15 protein-coding genes are annotated in these 18,522 nt (G+C 68.7%); 7 read left to right on the plus strand and 8 right to left on the minus strand.

Annotated features, from left to right (window positions below):
* Positions 1 to 33: 33 nt before the first annotated feature.
* The 6 genes from AC1RSI_RS04580 to kdsA all read right to left on the minus strand — a co-directional run bounded on the left by AC1RSI_RS04580 (position 34) and on the right by kdsA (position 6,026).
* A complete protein-coding gene (locus tag AC1RSI_RS04580) occupies positions 34 to 507 on the minus strand; it encodes an NfeD family protein (protein ID WP_154726603.1) in 474 nt (157 codons plus the stop codon).
* A 16-nt stretch (positions 508 to 523) separates the two neighbouring features.
* Positions 524 to 1,504: an SPFH domain-containing protein gene (locus tag AC1RSI_RS04585; RefSeq protein ID WP_035308504.1), complete on the minus strand. Its 981-nt coding sequence runs from the start codon at positions 1,502 to 1,504 to the stop codon at positions 524 to 526.
* Between the two features lie 78 nt (positions 1,505 to 1,582).
* A complete protein-coding gene (locus tag AC1RSI_RS04590) occupies positions 1,583 to 2,680 on the minus strand; it encodes a DUF3089 domain-containing protein (RefSeq protein ID WP_035308502.1) in 1,098 nt (365 codons plus the stop codon).
* The gene (rfaD, locus tag AC1RSI_RS04595) at positions 2,677 to 3,666 is read right to left on the minus strand and encodes an ADP-glyceromanno-heptose 6-epimerase (RefSeq protein ID WP_081836186.1); all 990 of its coding nucleotides are present in this window, start codon (positions 3,664 to 3,666) and stop codon (positions 2,677 to 2,679) included. The genes AC1RSI_RS04590 and rfaD overlap by 4 nt, the downstream gene beginning before the upstream one ends.
* A gap of 8 nt (positions 3,667 to 3,674) precedes the next feature.
* On the minus strand, positions 3,675 to 5,129 hold the full coding sequence (rfaE2, locus tag AC1RSI_RS04600; protein ID WP_291757204.1) for a D-glycero-beta-D-manno-heptose 1-phosphate adenylyltransferase: 1,455 nt from the start codon (positions 5,127 to 5,129) through the stop codon (positions 3,675 to 3,677).
* An 18-nt stretch (positions 5,130 to 5,147) separates the two neighbouring features.
* Positions 5,148 to 6,026 (minus strand): 3-deoxy-8-phosphooctulonate synthase, encoded by an 879-nt coding sequence (gene kdsA / locus AC1RSI_RS04605; RefSeq protein ID WP_369733378.1) that lies wholly within the window; start codon positions 6,024 to 6,026, stop codon positions 5,148 to 5,150.
* A gap of 97 nt (positions 6,027 to 6,123) precedes the next feature.
* On the opposite strand from kdsA, the gene AC1RSI_RS04610 reads away from it, so the two are divergent.
* The 3 genes from AC1RSI_RS04610 to sseA are packed head-to-tail and all read left to right on the plus strand — an operon-like array spanning position 6,124 to position 9,685.
* Complete coding sequence (locus AC1RSI_RS04610) at positions 6,124 to 7,590, plus strand: cryptochrome/photolyase family protein (protein WP_035308497.1); 1,467 nt, start codon at positions 6,124 to 6,126, stop codon at positions 7,588 to 7,590.
* 22 nt (positions 7,591 to 7,612) lie between these two features.
* A complete protein-coding gene (locus AC1RSI_RS04615; RefSeq protein ID WP_154726605.1) occupies positions 7,613 to 8,833 on the plus strand; it encodes an SAM-dependent methyltransferase in 1,221 nt (406 codons plus the stop codon).
* A 15-nt stretch (positions 8,834 to 8,848) separates the two neighbouring features.
* The gene (gene sseA, locus AC1RSI_RS04620) at positions 8,849 to 9,685 is read left to right on the plus strand and encodes a 3-mercaptopyruvate sulfurtransferase (RefSeq protein WP_154726606.1); all 837 of its coding nucleotides are present in this window, start codon (positions 8,849 to 8,851) and stop codon (positions 9,683 to 9,685) included.
* A gap of 1 nt (position 9,686) precedes the next feature.
* Here the strand turns inward: sseA and AC1RSI_RS04625 are convergent, their stop codons facing one another.
* Both AC1RSI_RS04625 and AC1RSI_RS04630 read right to left on the minus strand, forming a co-directional pair.
* Entirely contained in the window at positions 9,687 to 11,048 is a 1,362-nt protein-coding gene (locus AC1RSI_RS04625; protein ID WP_035308490.1) for a dicarboxylate/amino acid:cation symporter, read from the minus strand.
* Positions 11,049 to 11,081: 33 nt separating this feature from the next.
* Positions 11,082 to 12,176, minus strand: coding sequence for an amino acid ABC transporter substrate-binding protein (locus AC1RSI_RS04630; RefSeq protein ID WP_419178337.1), 1,095 nt, complete (start codon positions 12,174 to 12,176; stop codon positions 11,082 to 11,084).
* A gap of 81 nt (positions 12,177 to 12,257) precedes the next feature.
* Between AC1RSI_RS04630 and metC the strand changes: the two genes are divergently transcribed.
* Genes metC through AC1RSI_RS04650 form a run of 4 tightly spaced genes read left to right on the plus strand, consistent with a single transcriptional unit; the run spans position 12,258 to position 18,334 of the window.
* The gene (gene metC / locus AC1RSI_RS04635; protein ID WP_035308488.1) at positions 12,258 to 13,436 is read left to right on the plus strand and encodes a cystathionine beta-lyase; all 1,179 of its coding nucleotides are present in this window, start codon (positions 12,258 to 12,260) and stop codon (positions 13,434 to 13,436) included.
* Between the two features lie 23 nt (positions 13,437 to 13,459).
* Complete coding sequence (locus AC1RSI_RS04640; protein WP_291757201.1) at positions 13,460 to 14,809, plus strand: O-antigen ligase family protein; 1,350 nt, start codon at positions 13,460 to 13,462, stop codon at positions 14,807 to 14,809.
* On the plus strand, positions 14,784 to 16,874 hold the full coding sequence (gene parE, locus AC1RSI_RS04645; protein WP_154726608.1) for a DNA topoisomerase IV subunit B: 2,091 nt from the start codon (positions 14,784 to 14,786) through the stop codon (positions 16,872 to 16,874). The genes AC1RSI_RS04640 and parE overlap by 26 nt, the downstream gene beginning before the upstream one ends.
* 47 nt (positions 16,875 to 16,921) lie before the next feature.
* Positions 16,922 to 18,334 (plus strand): FAD-binding oxidoreductase, encoded by a 1,413-nt coding sequence (locus tag AC1RSI_RS04650; protein WP_008260564.1) that lies wholly within the window; start codon positions 16,922 to 16,924, stop codon positions 18,332 to 18,334.
* Positions 18,335 to 18,522: the final 188 nt, after the last annotated feature.

The raw sequence follows: 18,522 nt of genomic DNA on the forward strand, positions 1-18,522 counted from the left end.
CGTCGTCCCACGGCAAAGGTTGCGCGGGACGGCTCAGGTCGCGGCGCGCACCGTCAGCAGCGAGCCGCTGACCCCGTGCACCACGACATCCTGCCCGACCTCGGGCTGCCCCGTTTCGGGCGCGGCCCCGTCGATGACGGCCGACCATTCGGCGCCAGAGACGAACACCCGGCCTCGACCGCCGACGAAGGCCTCCACCACCCGGGCGCGCTGGTCGATCAGACGACTGTTCCGGTCGTTGATGTCGACCCCGTCCGGATTGGCCTTCTGGATCAGGCGTCGCGACAACAGGGTGGCGATGACCGTCAGCACGGCGAAGACCGCCACTTCGCCGGGCAGGCCCAACCGCACCCCGACCGCCGTCATGACCGCCACCAGCCCGGCCGAAACCGCCGGCCACAACAGCCATTCGGTCGAGAACATCGACTCGACGGCCAGCAACAACACCCCGACGGCCAGCCAGATCCAGAACGGCTGGGCGGCGTACAGATCGGCGACGACGGTCATGACCTGGGCTCCCGGATCAGGCGGTGGGCGGAACGGAGGGACGACGCGGCGGGGCGGCGGGCTTGACCGGGGTCGCCTGTTGCTGCTGCCCCTTGGCCAGGTTCACCATCTCGCCGATACCGGCGATGGTGCCGACCAGGGCCCCCATTTCGGCGGGCACGATGACGGTCCGCTGTTGCGGGCTGCGGGCCAGTTCGGCGAAGGCCTCGACATATTTCTGCGCCACGAAATAGTTGATGGCGTTGACGTCGCCCCGGGCGATGGCTTCCGACACCATGGTGGTGGCGCGGGCCTCGGCCTCGGCTTCGCGTTCGCGCGCCTCGGCGTCGCGGAAGGCGGCCTCCTTGCGGCCTTCGGATTCCAGGATGGCCGCCTGTTTGGCGCCCTCGGCGCGGGTGATGGCGGCCTGTTTCTCGCCGTCCGCCTCGGTGACCACGGCGCGGCGTTCGCGCTCGGCCTTCATCTGGCGGGCCATGGCGTTGGTGACGTCGGTCGGCGGGGTCAGGTCCTTGATCTCGATCCGGTTGACCTTGACGCCCCAGGGCTCGGTCGCCGCGTCGATGACGTGCAGCAGGCGGGTGTTGATGCTGTCGCGCTGGCTCAGCACCTCGTCCAGCTCCATGGAGCCGACCACGGTCCGCAGATTGGTCATGCACAGTTGCGAAATGGCGTAGGGCAGATCATCGACCCGATAGGCGGCGCGGGCGGCGTCCATCACCTGGATGAAGACGATGCCGTCCACCCGGACCATGGCGTTGTCCTTGGTGATGACCTCCTGGGTCGGCACATCAAGAACCTGCTCCATCATGTTCATCCGCTTGCCGACCCGTTCCACGAACGGGGTCAGGAAGCCGATGCCGGGGCTCAGGGTCTTGGTGTATTTGCCGAACCGTTCGACCGTGAATTCACGACCTTGCGGCACGATCTTGATGACGCTGAACAGGAGCGCGATCGCGAGCAGCAGCAGAACGCCGGCGAAGATGGTGAGAACGTCCATGTGTATCCTCCGTATGCGAGGAGGTTACGCGCGGGACGCGAGCCGCGCCACCGAAACCGGACGACCTTCGTCCGATTTTCAACCGGTCTGCCGAGCGTAGGTTGCAAGCCGTTCCGCCACATCTGCTTCCAGATCGCCGTAGAACAGGTTGTAAGGCCGCGCTTTTCTCCGGTCGGCCCAGTTGCCGGTCTCCCGGAAGGATTCAAGATCGGGCCAGGTGTGGCGCAGCAGACCTTCGCGGCACTGGGTCGCGACCTCGCGCGCCATCAGCGCCGGACGCGCCGCCCATTCCAGCCCCGTCGCATTGGTGGCGCCCCGGTGCAGGCGCGCGGGAACGGGCTCTTCGCCCGTGCCCCCCGTCACCGGGTTCACACAGACCGCCGGCCGCCCCGCCAGATCGACCAGATGCCCCCGCGCATCCCAGACGGTCGCCCGCCGCAGTCGCCGACGGGCGGCCGAGTCGTCGCGGTCGCCGACCTGCGACCAGGCGATCACGCAATGGATCTGGCGCCGATCGGCGCAGGCCGGAATGGAGTCCGGCAGATTCTCGGCGGCGATGATCGTGTCCATCAGATAGGCCGCCACCACACGGTCCCGGACCGCCGCATCCGGCGCGATCCGTTCGCGGATCAGCCGGTCCAGCAGATCGGCGCCCTGCTCCACCCCCGCCAGGACGATGGGGCCCTTGGGATGACGCGCCAGCCAGGCGTCGAAGGCCGCCAGGACGTCCCCATAGGCGAAGGCCCGGGCCTCGCGCGCATCGTCACGCAGGGTCAGGCGTGTATAAAGGCTGGCCTGCCGATAGCGCGGCGCGCTGACCGCGCCCGCCCGTGCGAAGGGACCAGCGTAGTTGGGCAGGACCACCCGGTACAGATAGGCGTCGGCCTTGGGGTCGCCGATGGCCCCGTTCCAGTCGCGCCCGCCGTTGAAGGTGGTCGAATGAACGAAGAAGACGTTGGCCCCGCCCGCCCCCGGCGCCCGCGCGTCCAGCAGAGCCCAGGCGCGCGGATCGGCGTAATCGGGCGCCGGCGGGGGCTTGTAGGTCTGGAACGGCACCTGGGGATCCAGACCGGCGCGCAGAATGTCCCCGCGCCACACCGCGACGGCGGCGGTCAGCAGGAACACCAGGACGAACCCGATGTAGCCCATCCACTGCCGGGTCGTCAGGCCTCTCATCTGTACTGATCTGGCTGGGCCAGGAAGTTCTGGACGTAGCGACGCACGCCCTCTTCCAAAGGCGTGGACTGGCCCTCGAACCCGGCGGCGCGGATCCGGTCCATCCGGGCCTGGGTGAAATACTGGTACCGGTCGCGGATCGCCTCGGGCATGTCGACATACTCGATCGACGGCGCCTTGCCGGCCGCGGCGAAGGTGGCCTTGGCCAGATCGTCGAACGACCGCGCCTGGCCGGACCCGGCGTTGAAGATCCCCGAGACCTCCGGCGACTGCAGAAGGAATTCGATGATATCGACCACATCGTCCACATAGACGAAGTCGCGCAACTGGCCGCCGTCGGCATAGTTGGGATTGTGCGACCGGAACAGGCTGACGGTCTCGCCCGCCGCGACCTTGGGCCAGATCTGGGCCACGACCGACTTCATCCCGCCCTTGTGCCCCTCGTTCGGCCCATAGACGTTGAAGAACTTCAGCCCCGCCCACTGGGGCGGCGCCTGGCCGCGATCCGACTGGCGCACCGCATACTGGTCGAACAGCATTTTCGAATAGCCATAGGCGTTTAGCGGCCTCAGCTTCGATAGCGACTCCGCATCATCGTCGTCCTTGAACCCCGTCTCGCCGTCGCCGTAGGTCGCCGCCGACGAGGCGTAGATCATCCGGGCGTCCCGGATCGCGCACCAGTCCCACAGGTCGCGCGACAGGGTGAAGTTGGTGCGCAGGATCAGGTCCGCATCCGGCTCGGTCGTGGACGAAATGGCGCCCATGTGCACCACCGCCTCGATCCGCTCCGCATGACGCTCCAGCTGTTCGAACAGTTCTTCCGGCGCCCAGAAGTCGGCGATGGAATGTTTGGCCAGGTTCTTCCACTTGGCCAGGTCGGCGGTCTCCAGCCGGTCGCAGACCACCACGTCATAGGCCGTCTCGGCCGTCAGCCGCGCCACGATATTGGAGCCGATGAAGCCGGCCCCGCCCGTCACAACAATCATTCTGGGCGTCATTGCGTGCTTCCCGTCATCTTTTCGATCGTCCGGGTCGTCGAATACCCATCCTTGAATTCCGCCAGACGGACCACGCCGCCCCAGCTCTCCACCAGGTCGCCGCCCACCACGCCCTCGCGGGTATAGTCCGAGCCCTTGATCAGCACGTCGGGCCGCAGCCGCTCGATCAGGGCGATGGGGGTGGGATCGTCGAAACTGGTCACCCGATCCACGCTGCTCAGGCCGCCGATCACGACGGCGCGGCTGTCCAGGTCATTGACCGGCCGCCCCTCGCCCTTCAGCCGCCTGACCGAGGCGTCGGTGTTCAGCGCCACCACCAGCCGGTCGCACCACGACCGCGCCTGGGCCAGATAGGCGACATGGCCCCGGTGCAGGATGTCGAAACAGCCGTTGGTGAAGCCGACCTTCAGACCCTGCCGCCGCCAGGCCTCGACCTCGGTCGCCAGTTCGTCCAGCGGCGTCACCTTGGCCTGGGCCGCGACGGCGTGCTGGCTCAGCTCCGCCTCGATCAGCTCGGCGGGCGTGACCACGGCCGTCCCGGCCTTTCCGACCACCACGCCCGAAGCCAGGATGGCGAACTGCACCGCCGTCTCCAGCGAGGCCCCGGCGCCCAGGGCCAGGCCCAGCGAAGCCAGCACCGTGTCCCCGGCCCCGGACACGTCGAACACTTCGCGGGCCCGGCCGGGAAAATGCCGCACCGGCCCGTCGCGCCGCGCCAGGCTCATGCCCTTGCCGGCGCGGGTGACGATGATGGCCTTCGCCGTCGTCGCCGCCAGCAGGGCCGCCAGCGCCGCCTCGACCTCGGCGTCGGTCTCGACCGGCAGGCCCGTGGCCCCGGCCAGTTCCGACGCGTTCGGCTTGATGACATCCACCGCACCATAGCGGGCGAAATCCCGCCCCTTGGGATCGACAATGACCGGCGCGCCGGTCTCGCGCGCGGCTTTCAGGGCCGAGGCGATCAGGGCGTCGCCGACCACGCCTTTGGCGTAGTCAGATAGAAGAATGGCGGAGACGTTGGAAAACGCGTCACTTTCATCTAGAGGTGCAGCAGCCGCCTCCTCGTCCAGGCGAAGCAGCTGCTGCCCCGCGGCCACGAACCGCGTCTTGACGATGGTTGCGGCGCCGGCCGGCCTGGCGATGAAGTCGACGACCCGGTCCTCTGCGGCGATCAGGTCGCGCAATTCCGCTCCGGCCGCATCCTCGCCCGTCACGGCGCCCAGATGCGCCACCCCGCCCAGGGCCGCGACATTGCGCGCCACATTGCCCACGCCGCCGGGCATGGCGGTCGTGCGGCGGGTGCGCAGCACCGGGATCGGCGCCTCGGGCGAGATACGGTTGACCTCGCCATAGACGTAGCGGTCCAGCATCAGGTCGCCGACGCAGGCCGTCTTCAGGCCGCGCACGCGCTCCAGCAGCTTCTGCAGGGCGCCCAGATCGAGGGTGTCAGACATGCGCCCGACCTAGAGGATTCAGGCCGCCTGCGCCACCGGCGCCTTGGCCCCGATCTTGATGGCCAGGTCGTCGAAGGCGATCAGCTGCGCGGCCAGGGCCTCGAACTGGTCCAGAGGCACCATGTTCGGGCCGTCCGACGGGGCGTTGTCGGGGTCCGGGTGGGTCTCCATGAAGACCGCATCCACGCCGACCGAGACGGCGGCGCGGGCCAGAACCGGCACGAACTCGCGCTGACCGCCCGATGACGTGCCCTGCCCGCCCGGCTGCTGCACGCTGTGGGTCGCGTCGAACACGACCGGGCAGCCGATCTCGCGCAGCACCGGCAGGGCGCGCATATCACTGACCAGGGTGTTGTAGCCGAAGCTGGCGCCACGCTCGCAGGCCATGACGTTCGGATTGCCGGCCCCGACCACCTTGGCGATGACGTTCTTCATGTCCCAGGGGGCCAGGAACTGACCCTTCTTGATATTGATCGCCTTGCCGGTCGCGGCGGCGGCCAGCAACAGGTCGGTCTGGCGGCTCAGGAAGGCCGGGATCTGCAGCACGTCGACCACCTCGCCCACCGGGCCGCACTGGGCCTCGGAGTGGACGTCGGTCAGGGTCGGCAGGCCGACGGTTTCGCGGATCTCGGCGAAGATCGGCATGGCGTCCTTCAGGCCGATGCCGCGGGCGGCGCTGGCGCTGGTGCGGTTCGCCTTGTCGAAACTGGTCTTGTAGATGATGCCGACGTTCAGCCGCTCGCCGATTTCCTTCAGCGCATGGGCCGTTTCCAGCGCGTGCTGACGGCTCTCCATCTGGCAGGGACCGGCGATGAAGGCGATTCGTGCGCCGCCGCCGATGACGACAGGCGTCCGAAGACCTTCGGACAACGTAATGACGGCGTTGGGTCGGCTCACGAGGCGGCTCTTTCGAAGTTCGGGCGTTATGGGGGCGGCGTTTGCCGCAGCTATGAGGCCATCAGGTGGCGCTCGTTTTGTGTGAGCGCAAGTTATCATGGAGTTCGCCTGCGTGGCCACCAAGCCTGTCGTCCTCTGGTTTCGCCGCGACCTGCGCCTGAACGACAATCCCGCCCTGTATCACGCCGTCGCCACCGGCCGTCCGATCCTGCCGGTCTTCATCCTGGACCGCGACCCGGACCGTCCGGCGGGCGCGGCCTCGCTGTGGTGGCTGGACAAGTCCCTGCGCGCCCTGGACGATTCGCTTAGGGAACGCGGTTCGCGGCTGATCCTGCGGCGCGGCGATTCGCTGACCCAACTTCAGAGCCTGATCGAGGACACCGGGGCCGACGCCCTGTTTATGAATCGGCTGTTCGAACCCGCCGCCTTCGCCCGCGACGCCGAGATCGCCCATGAGCTGAAGTCGGCCGGCGTCGACTGCCGGGGCTTCAACGGATCCCTGCTGGCCCGACCGGGCGCCGTGCTGAACGGATCGGACGCGCCCTACAAGGTCTTCACCCCCTTCATGAAGGCCCTGCTGGCGACAGCCGAGCCGCCGCCGCCCACGACCGCCCCGCGCCGCATCGCCACGCCCGACGCGGTCCAGACAGAATCGATCGACGACTGGCGCCTGCATCCGACCCGCTCCGACTGGTCCAAGGGTTTCGACTGGACGCCAGGCGAGGCCGGCGCCGACGCCGCCCTGTCCGATTTCCTCGCACGGGGCCTCAAGACCTACGCCAAGGGCCGCGACCATCCCGCCCTTCCGACCACCAGCCGCCTCTCCCCCCACCTGCACTGGGGCGAGATCAGTCCCTGGCGTGCGGCCCAGCGGGCGCGAGGCGCGGCGGACGCGGGCGCGGTCCCGGCGGGCGAGGCGGACAAGTTCGTCGCGGAACTGGGCTGGCGCGACTTCTCGGCCCATCTGCTCCACCATTTCCCCACCATCACCGACCGGGCCTTCCGCCCGGAATACGAATCCATGCCCTGGCGCGGCGATCCCGAGGGTCTGGAGGCCTGGAAGCGCGGCCGCACCGGCTATCCGCTGGTGGACGCCGGCATGCGTCAACTGTGGACGACCGGCTGGATGCACAACCGGGTGCGGATGGTCGTCGCCTCCTTCCTGGTCAAACATCTGCTGATCGACTGGCGCGAGGGCGAGGCCTGGTTCTGGGACACTCTGGTCGACGCCGACCTGGCCAGCAATGTGCAGAACTGGCAGTGGGTCGCCGGTTCGGGCGCCGACGCCGCCCCCTATTTCCGCATCTTCAACCCCATCACCCAGGGCGAGAAGTTCGACGCGACGGGCGGCTATGTCCGCCGCTGGGTCCCCGAACTGCGCCGCCTGCCCGATCGCTGGCTCCCGTCGCCCTGGACCGCGCCGCCCGAAGTGCTGCGCGACGCCGGCGTGCGACTTGGCAAACACTATCCCCACCCCATCTTGGATCATGCCCAGGCCCGCGCCCGCGCCCTCGACGCCCTGAAGACCGTCACTGGACGAGACGAACAGGCCGGCCATGACTGACGACGTCCAAAGAGGGTCCCGCATGAGTGTCGCCACCGTCGATATCGAGGCCGCCGCCGCCCGCACCCCGCGCATGTTCGCCATGCTGCTGCGTCTGCTGGCGTCGAACTGGACCTTCGGCCGCCTGACCGTCCACCTGCCCAATGGCGAGACCCATGTGCTGGACGGCGCCCGCCCCGGCCCCAGCGGCGTGCTCGACGTCAAGGACTACGGCTTCGCCCGCCGCGTCCTGGCCGCCGGCGACATCGGCTTCGCGGAAGCCTATATGGCCGGCGAATGGGACAGCCCCCATCTGGCCGCCCTGCTGGAGACCCTGGTCGAGAACTACGACCACATCCGCCGCCTGTTCGACGGCAATTGGCTGATGATGGCGGTCAACTGGCTGGCCCATCGGCGCAACCGCAACAGCAAGAGCGGATCGAAGAAGAACATCCACGCCCATTACGACCTGGGCAACGCCTTCTACCAGACCTGGCTCGACCCCTCGATGACCTATTCGTCGGCCCGATTCGAGCGGGCGGACGCCCCGCTGGACGCGGCGCAGAAGGCCAAATACGCCGCCCTGGCCCGGATGATGGACCTGAAGCCGGGCATGTCGGTGCTCGAGATCGGCTGCGGCTGGGGCGGTTTCGCCGAGTTCGCCGCCCGCGAGATCGGCGCCCAGGTCACGGGCGTGACCATTTCCAGGGAACAGCACGACTTCGCCCGTCAGCGTCTGTTCAACGCCGGTCTGTCGGACCGCGCGACGATCGACCTGATCGACTATCGCGACGTCCAGGGCCGGTTCGACCGCGTCGCCTCGATCGAGATGTTCGAGGCCGTGGGCATGGAATACTGGCCGACCTATTTCGAGAAGATCCACGACGTCCTGGACCCCGGCGGCCGGGCGGGTCTCCAGATCATCACCATCCAGGAGCCCCTGTTCGAGGAATATAACGCCCGCACCGACTTCATCCAGAAATACGTCTTCCCCGGCGGCATGCTGCCGTCGGAGGAGCGGCTGAAGCCGGTCGTAGCCGCCGCCGGCCTGAACTGGGGCCCGATCGAACGGTTCGGCCTGGACTATGCCGAGACGCTGAAGCTCTGGGACGACCGATTCCAGGCCGCCTGGGGCGACATCCGCCGCATCGCCGGCTTCGACGAGCGGTTCCGCCGGCTGTGGCGCTTCTATCTGGCCTATTGCGAGGCGGGCTTCCGGTCACGCCGGACCGATGTGGTGCAACTGGTGCTGGACCGCGCCTGACATTAGGCTGGGGGCATGACCCAGTCCTCGCCCCTGATCTCGACAGCCGACCTCGCGACCCTGATGGAGGATCCGACGCTGCGGATCGTCGATGGGTCCTGGCATCTGGACGGCCGCGACGCCCAGGCGGACTTCGACCAGGCCCGACTGCCGGGCGCCGTTTTCTTCGACCTCGAGGCGGTCTCGGACCACGGCTCGGACCTTCCGCACATGCTGCCGACCGCCGCCGCCTTCGCCGAGGCGGTCGGAGCCCTCGGCATCGCCGCGACCGACACCATCGTCATCTATGACACGGTCGGCCTGCGCTCCGCCCCGCGCGTCTGGTGGACCTTCCGGCTGATGGGGGCGACGAACGTGCGGGTGCTGGACGGCGGCCTGCCGCTCTGGCGGGCCGAAGGGCGGCCTCTGGTCTCGGGTCCGGCGCAGACGCCCACGCCGGCGTCGTTCGCTGCGTCGCGGCGCAGCGATGCGGTCGCCGACCTGCCCACCGTCTTGGCGGCCCTGACCGGCGAGGCGCAGATTCTGGATGCGCGGCCGGCGGCCCGGTTCGCCGGTCAGGCGGCGGAACCCCGCGCCGGCCTCCGCTCCGGCCATATGCCGGGCGCGCTGAACCTGCCCTTCCTCTCCGTGATCGGCGAGGACGGACGACTTCTGGAGCCCGAGGCCCTGCGCGCCCGGTTCAACGACGCCGGGGTGACCTTCGACCGGCCGATCATCACCAGCTGCGGCTCGGGCGTCACCGCCGCGATCCTCACCCTGGCCCTGGCCACGCTCGACGCGCCGTCGAGTCTCTACGACGGCTCATGGGCCGAATGGGGGTCTCGGACCGACACCCCCGTCGTCCTCGACTGACTCAGCCCGCCGTTCCGTGCTTCAGGCCGCGTCGGGCGGCTCCCGGAAGATCTTCGGACGCCGTCGGATCGACCGGCTCAACCGGATCGTCCTTCTCGCCGCGCGAGACCACCGTGGCCAGAACCAGATCGCCGGTGACGTTCAGCGTGGTCCGGCACATGTCCAGGAAGCGGTCGACCCCCAGGATCAGGCCGATCCCTTCCGGCGGCACCTTCACCATGACCAGGATCATGGCCACCACCGGCAGCGAACCCGCCGGCACCCCGGCCGTGCCGATCCCGCCCAGGATACAGACCAGCATGACGATGACCTGCTGGGTCAGGCTCAGTTCGACGTTGAAGAACTGGGCCAGGAACAGCACCGTCACCCCCTCGAACAGGGCCGTGCCGTTCTGGTTGGCGGTGGCCCCGACCGTCAGGACGAAACGGGCGATCTTCCTGGGCAGTTTCAGCTCCTGCTCGGCCGCCTTCAGCGACACCGGCAGCGAGGCGTTGGACGAGGCGGTGGAGAAGGCCACCACCATCGGCTCGCGCACCGCCCTGAAGAAGGCGATCGGCGAACGCCCGCCCAGCAGCCAGATGACCAGCGGATAGACCACGAACATGTGGATCGCCATGGCCCCGACGGCGACGCCCACGAAGGCGGCCAGACGCACCAGCAGGTCCCAGCCGAACAGGGCCGCCAGGTTGAACATCAGGCAGGCGATGGCGAAGGGCGCCAGTTTGATGAAGAGGTTGATCAGCTTCATCGTCACTTCCAGCAGCCCCTCGATCACCTCTTGCAGGCGGTCGGTTGCAGGGCTCTTGGCCATGACCAGGCCGATGCCGAAGAACAGGGCGAAGACCATCAGGGGCAGGATCTGGTTCTCCGCCGCCGCCGTGACCGCGTTGGACGGCACCAGTCCCAGGAAGAAGTCGCCCAGTTGAATGGTCTCCGGCGCGTTCTGGACAATGCCGGCGGCGCCGTCGCGTCCCTGTTCCAGCAACTGCTGCGCCATGGCGGGATCGACGCCCCGGCCGGGCTGCAACAGATTGACCATGACCAGGCCGATCACCACCGCGATGCCCGAAACCAGTATGGTCAGCAGCAGGGTCTTGATCCCCGCCCGTCCCAGCGAATTCAGGTCGCCCATCTCGGCCACCCCGATCACCAGGGCCGAGAACAGCAGCGGGATGACCATCATGAACAGCAGGCGCAGGAAGATCTGCCCCGCCGGTCCTGTGATGTTGTCGGTGACCCAGACCACCCAGGCCGTATCGGCGCCCAGCGCCAGATTGACCCACAGCCCCCCGCCCAGGCCGACGGTGAAGCCGATCAGCATCAGCCAGTGGAGGGCTATGCCCCCAGGTTTCGTCTCGGTCATCCATCCCCCAGGAAAAGACTCAAGCTGCGGCGCTTAACGGATCGGCAATCCATAGATCAAGCCGGCCGGCCGCGCGTTCCACTGTGCGTTCAATCCGCGCGCCAGGTCGAGCGGCGATTGCGAACCCAGGTTCCGGTCGAAGATCTGGCCGTAATTTCCGACCGACAGTATGGCGTCCTTCGCCCAGTCGTCGGACAGGCCCAGCAGGGCGCCGTATTCGCCCTCAGACCCCAGCAAACGCTTGATGCGCGGGTCGTTCGACGTCTTCGACAGGGCTTCGGCGTTCTCCTGCGTGACCCCGAATTCCTCGGCCAGGACGACGGCGTTCAGGGTCCATCGCACCACGTCGGCCCAGCGCTCGTCCCCGGCCCTGACGACGGGCCCCAGCGGCTCCTTAGACACCACGTCTGACAATATCGTGTGCGCCTGAGAATCCGCCAGAACCGTGCGGGCGGCGGCCAGGGCCGATATGTCGGCGCTCAAGGCGTCGCAGTCTTCCCGGCCATAGGCGTCCCGCGCCGCCTCCTCGCTGGGCAGAACCACCGGGCGATAGGCGATGCCGCGCGAGAGGAAGAAGTCGTCGGCGTTGGCCTGGGCTGTCGATCCCGCCTGGACGCAGATCCGGGCGCCGTTCAGTTCCGTGGCGCTGGCCAGGCTCAGAGACCGCCGCACCAGGAAGCCCTGGCCGTCGTAATAGTTGATTCCCGCGAAGACGAAGCCCTCGCCGGCGTCCCGGCTCATGGTCCAGGACGAATTGCGCCACAACACGTCCACTCGGCCTTCCTTCAGCGCCGCGAACCGGTCGGACGCAGACAGGGGCACGAACCGAACCGCGTTCCCGTCGCCGAAGATGGCCGCCGCCATGGCGCGACAGAAGTCGGCGTCGAACCCGCGCCACTGACCGCGGTTGTCGGTATAGGCGAAGCCGACCAGCCCCTGATGCACGCCGCAGTTCAGCCGCCCGCGTCGCTTGACCGCGATCAGGGTCGGGCTGTCGGGGCGATCCGTGGCCACGCTGGGCGTCGGCAGGGTCTGCGAGGCGGTTTCCGGCGTCGGGTCGGGATTCCCGCGTCCGCAGGCCGCCGTCAGCAGGGCCGCCGCCATAACTCCGATCGTCAAGACCCGCATCGCGTTTCGCATCCTCCGCCGCTTGCGCCCCGCTGACTTTAGAGGCCTTTAGGCCCTGATCCGCAACCCATCGGAGAGGCCATGTCGCCGCATTCGGACCGCACCCGTCTGATCTCGTCCGCCACCCGGCGGGGCCAGGGACGCCGCCCGGTCAACCCACCCATCGAACGCGCCTCGACCATGCTCAGCGACCGGGCGGAGACCATGCGGGACGACGCCGATGGTCCGACCTACGGCCTGGACGGCGGCTCGGCCGCGCGCCAGCTGCGCGCCGCCCTGGCCGATCTGGAAGGCGCGGCCGACGCCTTCATCGTCCCGTCCGGCCTCGCCGCCGTGACCGTGCCCCTGCTGGCCCTGACCCGGCCGGGCGACGAGGTGATCACGAGCGACGCGATCTATGGCCCGTCCCGCCGGTTCCTGGCCCGCTACCAGGCCGCGCGCGGGGTCACGACCCGCTTCCTGCCCGCCGATACGGATGCGGCGGGCCTGATCGCCGCCCTCGGCGACCGCACCCGTCTGGTCCTGATGGAATCGCCCGCCTCCCTGACCTTCGAGATGATCGATGTGGCCGCCGTGGCGTCCGCCTGTCGCAACCGCGGCGTCCTGACCGTGATCGACAACACCTGGGGCGCAGGCCTGGCCTTCAAGCCCCTGGCCTACGGCGTCGATGTCAGCATCCAGGCCCTGACCAAATATGTCTCCGGCCATTCCGACGTCCTGATGGGCGGGATCGCCGCCAGCGTCCCCGCCTGCCTGCGCGCCGTCGCCGACACGATCGAGGATCTGGGCTGGCACGTCTCGCCCGACGACGCCTGGCTGGCCCTGCGCGGCCTGCGCACCCTGCCGCTGCGCTATGGCGAACAGGGGCGGTCGGGCCTGATCGTCGCCGAGTGGCTGCAGGCCCGGCCCGAGGTGGCCCGCGTCCTCTATCCGCCCCTGCCCGGCGCGGTCGGCCATGACCTGTGGACGCGGGACTTCACCGGCGCCGCCTCCCTGATGGGCGTGGTGCTGAAGGGCGGACACACGGCCGCAGCCTGCGCCTTCCTCGACGCCCTTTCCCTGTTCGGCATGGGCTATTCCTGGGGCGGGTTCGAAAGCCTGATCACTCACGAAACCCACCAGATGGCCTATCGGGATCATCCGCCGATCCTGGAGGGCGAGCTGATCCGCCTTCACATCGGGCTGGAAGACCCCGCCGACCTGATCGCCGACCTCGAACACGGCTTCGCCGCCTTCCGCGCGGCGCTCACCCTTCCTTAAGCGGCCGGGGCGACAGTCGCCCCGTGCACGCCTCGCCCGTCCAGATCGATGATTCGGACGCCCCGCCCGCCTGGGAACAGTGGGCGGCGGGCTTCATCGTCTTCATGCTGACCGGCGCCCTGATCGCCCCGGTCATCGCCCCGGACCAGGGCGAGACCCCGATCCTTCGCCTGATCTGGCTGCCCGTCTACGCCGTCACCGCCGGCCTGATCGTGTTTCGCTTCGAAAAAATCATCCGCGCCTGGCCCGCCTGGCTGATGGTCGGCGGCCTCGTCGGCCTGGCCTATGTCTCGCAGTACTGGTCCATCGATCCCGGCGTCACCGACCGGCGCGTCATCGCCCTGGCGATCAACAGCGCCTTCGCCGTCTATCTGGGCGCGGTCTTCCGGGACGCGGCCCTGCCCCGCGTCCTGATGCACACCTGTCTGGTCATGGCGGTCGGCAGCCTGATCATGGTCTTCGCCTTTCCCCGCATCGGGGTTCACCAGTACGACAACGCCGGTCTGTGGCGCGGCCTCTGGTACGAGAAGAACCAGATGGGCCTGGTCATGGTGGTCGGCGCGGTCTCGGCCGCCGCCAGCCTGGCCGCCGACCATCTGGCCGGAAACGGGCGCAAGCCCTGGGTCGCCCTGCTGACCTTCGCCCTGACCACGCTTCTGGTCGTGGCCACCCAGTCCAAGACCTCGCTGCTGTGCTGGATGCTGGGCGTCGGCATGGTCGGCGGCTGGTGGACCTTGCGCCAAGGCGGCGCGGCCGTGACCGTCGCGGCCGTCTGGCTGGGCGTGGTGATCGCCGCCGTCGGGACCTGGTTCTGGAACACCGATTCCGCCGCCATTCTCGAAGCCCTGGGCAAGGACCCGTCCCTGACCGGCCGGACCCTGATCTGGGAGGCCCTGATGCGCAAGGTCGCCGAACGCCCCTGGACCGGTTACGGCTTCAGCGCCTTCTGGGGCGTCGATTCCATTCCCGCCCGCGAGATCCGGCTGGAGACCCAGTGGCCCGTCCCCTCGGCCCACAACGGCTGGATCGACCTGCTGGTCCAGCTGGGCTGGCCCGGCGCGGTCGCCGTCGGAACCCTCATGGCCGTGTCCGCCGTCATGATCCTGATCCGTATGAACGGCCTGGGCGCCCGCGAGGGGTTCTGGAGCCTCGGCTATCTGGCGGTCTTCTTCGCCCTCAGCCTGTCCGAGAGCGTCCTGCTGACCCACGCCAACCTGCCCTGGGTGCTGATGCTGGCGATTCTGGCCCGCGCCGTGACCTTCGATCCGGTTCCGGTGCGACCGCCGCTTGCTCGACCGGCGACACGCGCCTACCAGAACCGGCTCCGAATCGCCTCAGACTATGTGAATGGCCGACGACCTCTTCGCTTTTAACGACACGCCCGAGGCGCCCAAGCCCGAGGCGCCCAAGCCCGTTGCGGTGACCCCGCCCCAGGCTGCGCTCGCCCCTGCGCCAAAACCGGCCCCGACGCCCGTCGCCGCAGCCCCAGCGCCGACTGCGGGCGCCCAGAACGCCTATTCCGCCTCCTCCATCGAAGTGCTGGAAGGGCTCGAGCCCGTTCGCAAACGCCCCGGCATGTATATCGGCGGCACCGACGAACGCGCCCTGCACCACCTGTTCGCCGAAGTCCTCGACAATGCGATGGACGAGGCCGTGGCCCGTCACGCCAAGCTGATCACGGTCGAACTGGACGCCGACGGCTATCTGTCGGTCCGCGACGACGGCCGGGGCATCCCGGTCGATCCCCACCCCAAACATCCCGGCAAGTCGGCGCTGGAGGTGGTGATGACCGTCCTCCACTCGGGCGGCAAATTCTCCGGCAAGGCCTATGAGACCTCGGGCGGCCTGCACGGCGTCGGCGTCTCGGTCGTCAACGCCCTGTCGGAACATCTGGACGTGACCGTCTGGCGCGACGGCTTCGAGTGGAAACAGTCCTTCTCGCGCGGCAATGTCCTGGGCCCGATCCAGCAGGTCCAGCCGTCCAGGAAGCGCGGCACCCAGATTCGCTTCAAGCCGGACGACGAAATCTTCGGCATGGGCGCGGCCTTCAAGCCCGCCCGCCTGTTCCGTATGGCCCGCTCCAAGGCCTATCTGTTCCGCGGCGTCGAGATCAAATGGACCTGCGCGCCCGAGCGTATCACCGACACGACCCCGGCCCAGGCCCTGCTCCACTTCCCCGGCGGTCTGGCCGACGCCCTGATCGACCGGATCGGCGAGCTGGAGACCGTCACCCCCACCTTCGCCGGCCGCGCCGAGCGTCAGGGCGAGGCGGGCGCCTTCGAATGGGCCGTCACCTGGTCCCCCATCGGCTTCGGCGAGGCGGACGGCTTCATCCAGTCCTACTGCAACACCGTCTCCACCCCCGACGGCGGCACCCACGAGGCCGGCTTCCGCGCCGCCCTGGTCAAGGGTCTGAAATCCTACGGCGAACTGACCAACGAGAAGCGCGCCGCCATCATCACGGCCGAGGACGTCACCGCCAACGCCGGCGCCCTGATCAGCGTCTTCATCCGCAATCCCGAATTCCAGGGCCAAACCAAGGACCGCCTGTCCTCGCCCGAGGGCGCCCGCCTGGTCGAACAGCTGCTGCGCGACCCGCTGGACCACTGGCTGACCGAAAGTCCCAAACAGGCCAACGCCCTGCTCGGCTTCGTCGTCGATCGCGCCGAAGACCGGCTGCGCCGCCGCAAGGACAAGGAGGTCCAGCGCGCCGCCGCCACCCGCAAGCTGCGCCTGCCCGGCAAGCTGTCGGACTGCAGCCGCCAGTCGGCCCAGGGCACCGAACTCTTCATCGTCGAAGGCGATTCGGCCGGCGGCTCGGCCAAACAGGCGCGCGACCGCACCACCCAGGCCATCCTGCCCCTGCGCGGCAAGATCCTGAACGTCGCCTCCGCGACCGCCGACAAGCTGCGCCAGAACATCGAACTGTCCGACCTGGCCCTGGCCCTGGGCGTCCAGCCCGGCAATCGGTTCAATATCGACGACCTGCGCTACGAGCGGATCGTCATCATGACCGACGCCGACGTGGACGGCGCCCATATCGCGGCCCTGCTGATCACCTTCTTCTACCGGGTCATGCCCGAGACCATCCGTCAGGGCCGGGTCTTCATGGCCCTGCCGCCGCTGTACCGGATCTCGGCCGGTCCCTTGAGCGAATACGCCCGCGACGACGCCCACCGCGACGAACTGCTGGCCACCGTCTTCAAGGGCAAGAAGACCGAGATCGGCCGGTTCAAGGGCCTCGGCGAAATGATGGCCTCCCAGCTGAAGGAGACCACCATGGACCCGAAGAAGCGCACCCTGGCCCGGATCACCGTCCCCGACGCCGAAACCAGCGTCGAGGATCTGGTCGAACGCCTGATGGGCAAGCGCGCCGACGCCCGCTTCCAGTTCATCCAGGAAAACGCCCAGTTCGTGAAGGAAGACCTGGACGTCTGAGGCCGACGGCCCTTCCACCTCGCCCTCGCGCCTGACAAAAGGGAGCCATGCAGACGCCCGCCCCCTCTCCCGCCGTTCTGGACGAACTGAAAGCCGCCCTGGGTCCGGGCGGCTGGACCCAGGATCCCGAGGTCATCGCCCCGGCCCTGACCGAATGGCGCAACCGCTGGACCGGCCATACGCCGATCCTGCTGACCCCGCGTTCGACCGAGGAGACGGCCAGGGCGGTCGCCATCTGCGCCCGCGAAGGCGTGGCCATCACGCCCCAGGGCGGCGGCACCGGCCTGGTCGGCGGCCAGATCCCCTTCGGTGAAGTCCTGCTGTCGACTCGCAAGATGCGCGCCGTCCGCGACGTCACCCCCCTGGACGACGCCATGACGGTCGAGGCCGGCCTGACCCTGCTGGAGGCGCAACAGGCGGCGACGGCCGCCGGCCGCTATTTCCCGCTCAGCCTCGCGGCCGAGGGGTCGGCCACCATCGGCGGCGTCATCTCCACCAACGCCGGCGGCACCCAGGTGCTCCGCTACGGCATGATGCGCGACCTGGTGCTGGGCCTTGAGGCCGTCATGCCCAATGGCGAGATCTTCCGGGGCCTGAAACGCCTCAGGAAGGACAACACCGGCTACGACCTGAAACAGCTGCTGATCGGCGCCGAGGGCACCCTGGGCGTCGTCACCGCCGCCACCCTGAAACTCTTCCCCATCATGCGTTCGCGCGCCGTCGCCGTCGTCGGCCTGGAGACGGCCGCCGCCTCCGTCGAACTCCTCGCCCGCGCCAAGGCCGAGACCGGCGGCGGGGTCGAGGCCTTCGAGCTGATGAAGCGTCTGGGCATGGAACTGGTGCTCAAGAACATCCCCGACACCCGTGAACCGCTGGACTCGACGCCCGACTGGTACGTCCTGATCGAGATCGCCTCCGGGACGCCCGGCGGCGCCGAGGCCCAGATGGAGGCCCTGCTGGAAGTCGCCTTCGAGCAAGGCCTGATCACCGACGCCGCCATCGCCCAGAACGACGCCCAGCGCGCCGCCTTCTGGCGTCTGCGCGAGGAACATTCGGCGGCGCTGAAGCCCGAGGGCGGCGGCTGGAAACACGACGTCTCCGTCCCCATCAGCCGCATCGCCGAATTCATCGACGAAGCCTCGGCCGCCGTCGAACGCTTCCACCCCGGCGCCCGGATCTCGGTCTTCGGCCACGTCGGCGACGGCAATCTGCACTATGACATCCTGCCCGGCGTGGGCCAGGACATCCCCGCCTTCATCGGTCGCTGGAAGGAAGGCTCGCAAGTGGTTCACGACGTTGTCGGAACCTATGACGGCTCCATCTCCGCCGAACACGGCCTGGGCCGGCTGAAGACCGAAGAGGTCAAACGCTACAAATCCCCCCTCGAGATCGAAACCATGGCCGCCCTCCGCCGCGCCATCGACCCGAAGCGGATCATGAACCCGGCGGTGCTGTTCTAACCTCGGCGACACGCCCCCTCCGTCACGGCGCTCTGCGCCGCGCCACCTCCCCCAAGGGGGGAGGATCTCCGTCATCCCATTCCTCTCCCCCTGGGGAGGTGATCGCCCCACTCCTCCCCCCTTGGGGGAGGTGGATCGCCGGCGAAGCCGGCGAGACGGAGGGGGCCCGAACGGCGCCAACTGTCACA

The organism is Brevundimonas sp. GW821-FHT10E09 (assembly GCF_058809375.1).

Coding starts and splice junctions, on each gene's coding strand:
- AC1RSI_RS04580 (WP_154726603.1), bottom strand. CDS start 507: ATGACCGTCGTCGCCGATCTGTACGCCGCCCAGCCGTTCTGGATCTGG.
- AC1RSI_RS04585 (WP_035308504.1), bottom strand. CDS start 1,504: ATGGACGTTCTCACCATCTTCGCCGGCGTTCTGCTGCTGCTCGCGATC.
- AC1RSI_RS04590 (WP_035308502.1), bottom strand. CDS start 2,680: ATGAGAGGCCTGACGACCCGGCAGTGGATGGGCTACATCGGGTTCGTC.
- rfaD (WP_081836186.1), bottom strand. CDS start 3,666: ATGATTGTTGTGACGGGCGGGGCCGGCTTCATCGGCTCCAATATCGTG.
- rfaE2 (WP_291757204.1), bottom strand. CDS start 5,129: ATGTCTGACACCCTCGATCTGGGCGCCCTGCAGAAGCTGCTGGAGCGC.
- AC1RSI_RS04610 (WP_035308497.1), top strand. CDS start 6,124: ATGGAGTTCGCCTGCGTGGCCACCAAGCCTGTCGTCCTCTGGTTTCGC.
- AC1RSI_RS04615 (WP_154726605.1), top strand. CDS start 7,613: ATGAGTGTCGCCACCGTCGATATCGAGGCCGCCGCCGCCCGCACCCCG.
- sseA (WP_154726606.1), top strand. CDS start 8,849: ATGACCCAGTCCTCGCCCCTGATCTCGACAGCCGACCTCGCGACCCTG.
- AC1RSI_RS04625 (WP_035308490.1), bottom strand. CDS start 11,048: ATGACCGAGACGAAACCTGGGGGCATAGCCCTCCACTGGCTGATGCTG.
- AC1RSI_RS04630 (WP_419178337.1), bottom strand. CDS start 12,176: ATGCGGGTCTTGACGATCGGAGTTATGGCGGCGGCCCTGCTGACGGCG.
- metC (WP_035308488.1), top strand. CDS start 12,258: ATGTCGCCGCATTCGGACCGCACCCGTCTGATCTCGTCCGCCACCCGG.
- parE (WP_154726608.1), top strand. CDS start 14,784: ATGGCCGACGACCTCTTCGCTTTTAACGACACGCCCGAGGCGCCCAAG.
- AC1RSI_RS04650 (WP_008260564.1), top strand. CDS start 16,922: ATGCAGACGCCCGCCCCCTCTCCCGCCGTTCTGGACGAACTGAAAGCC.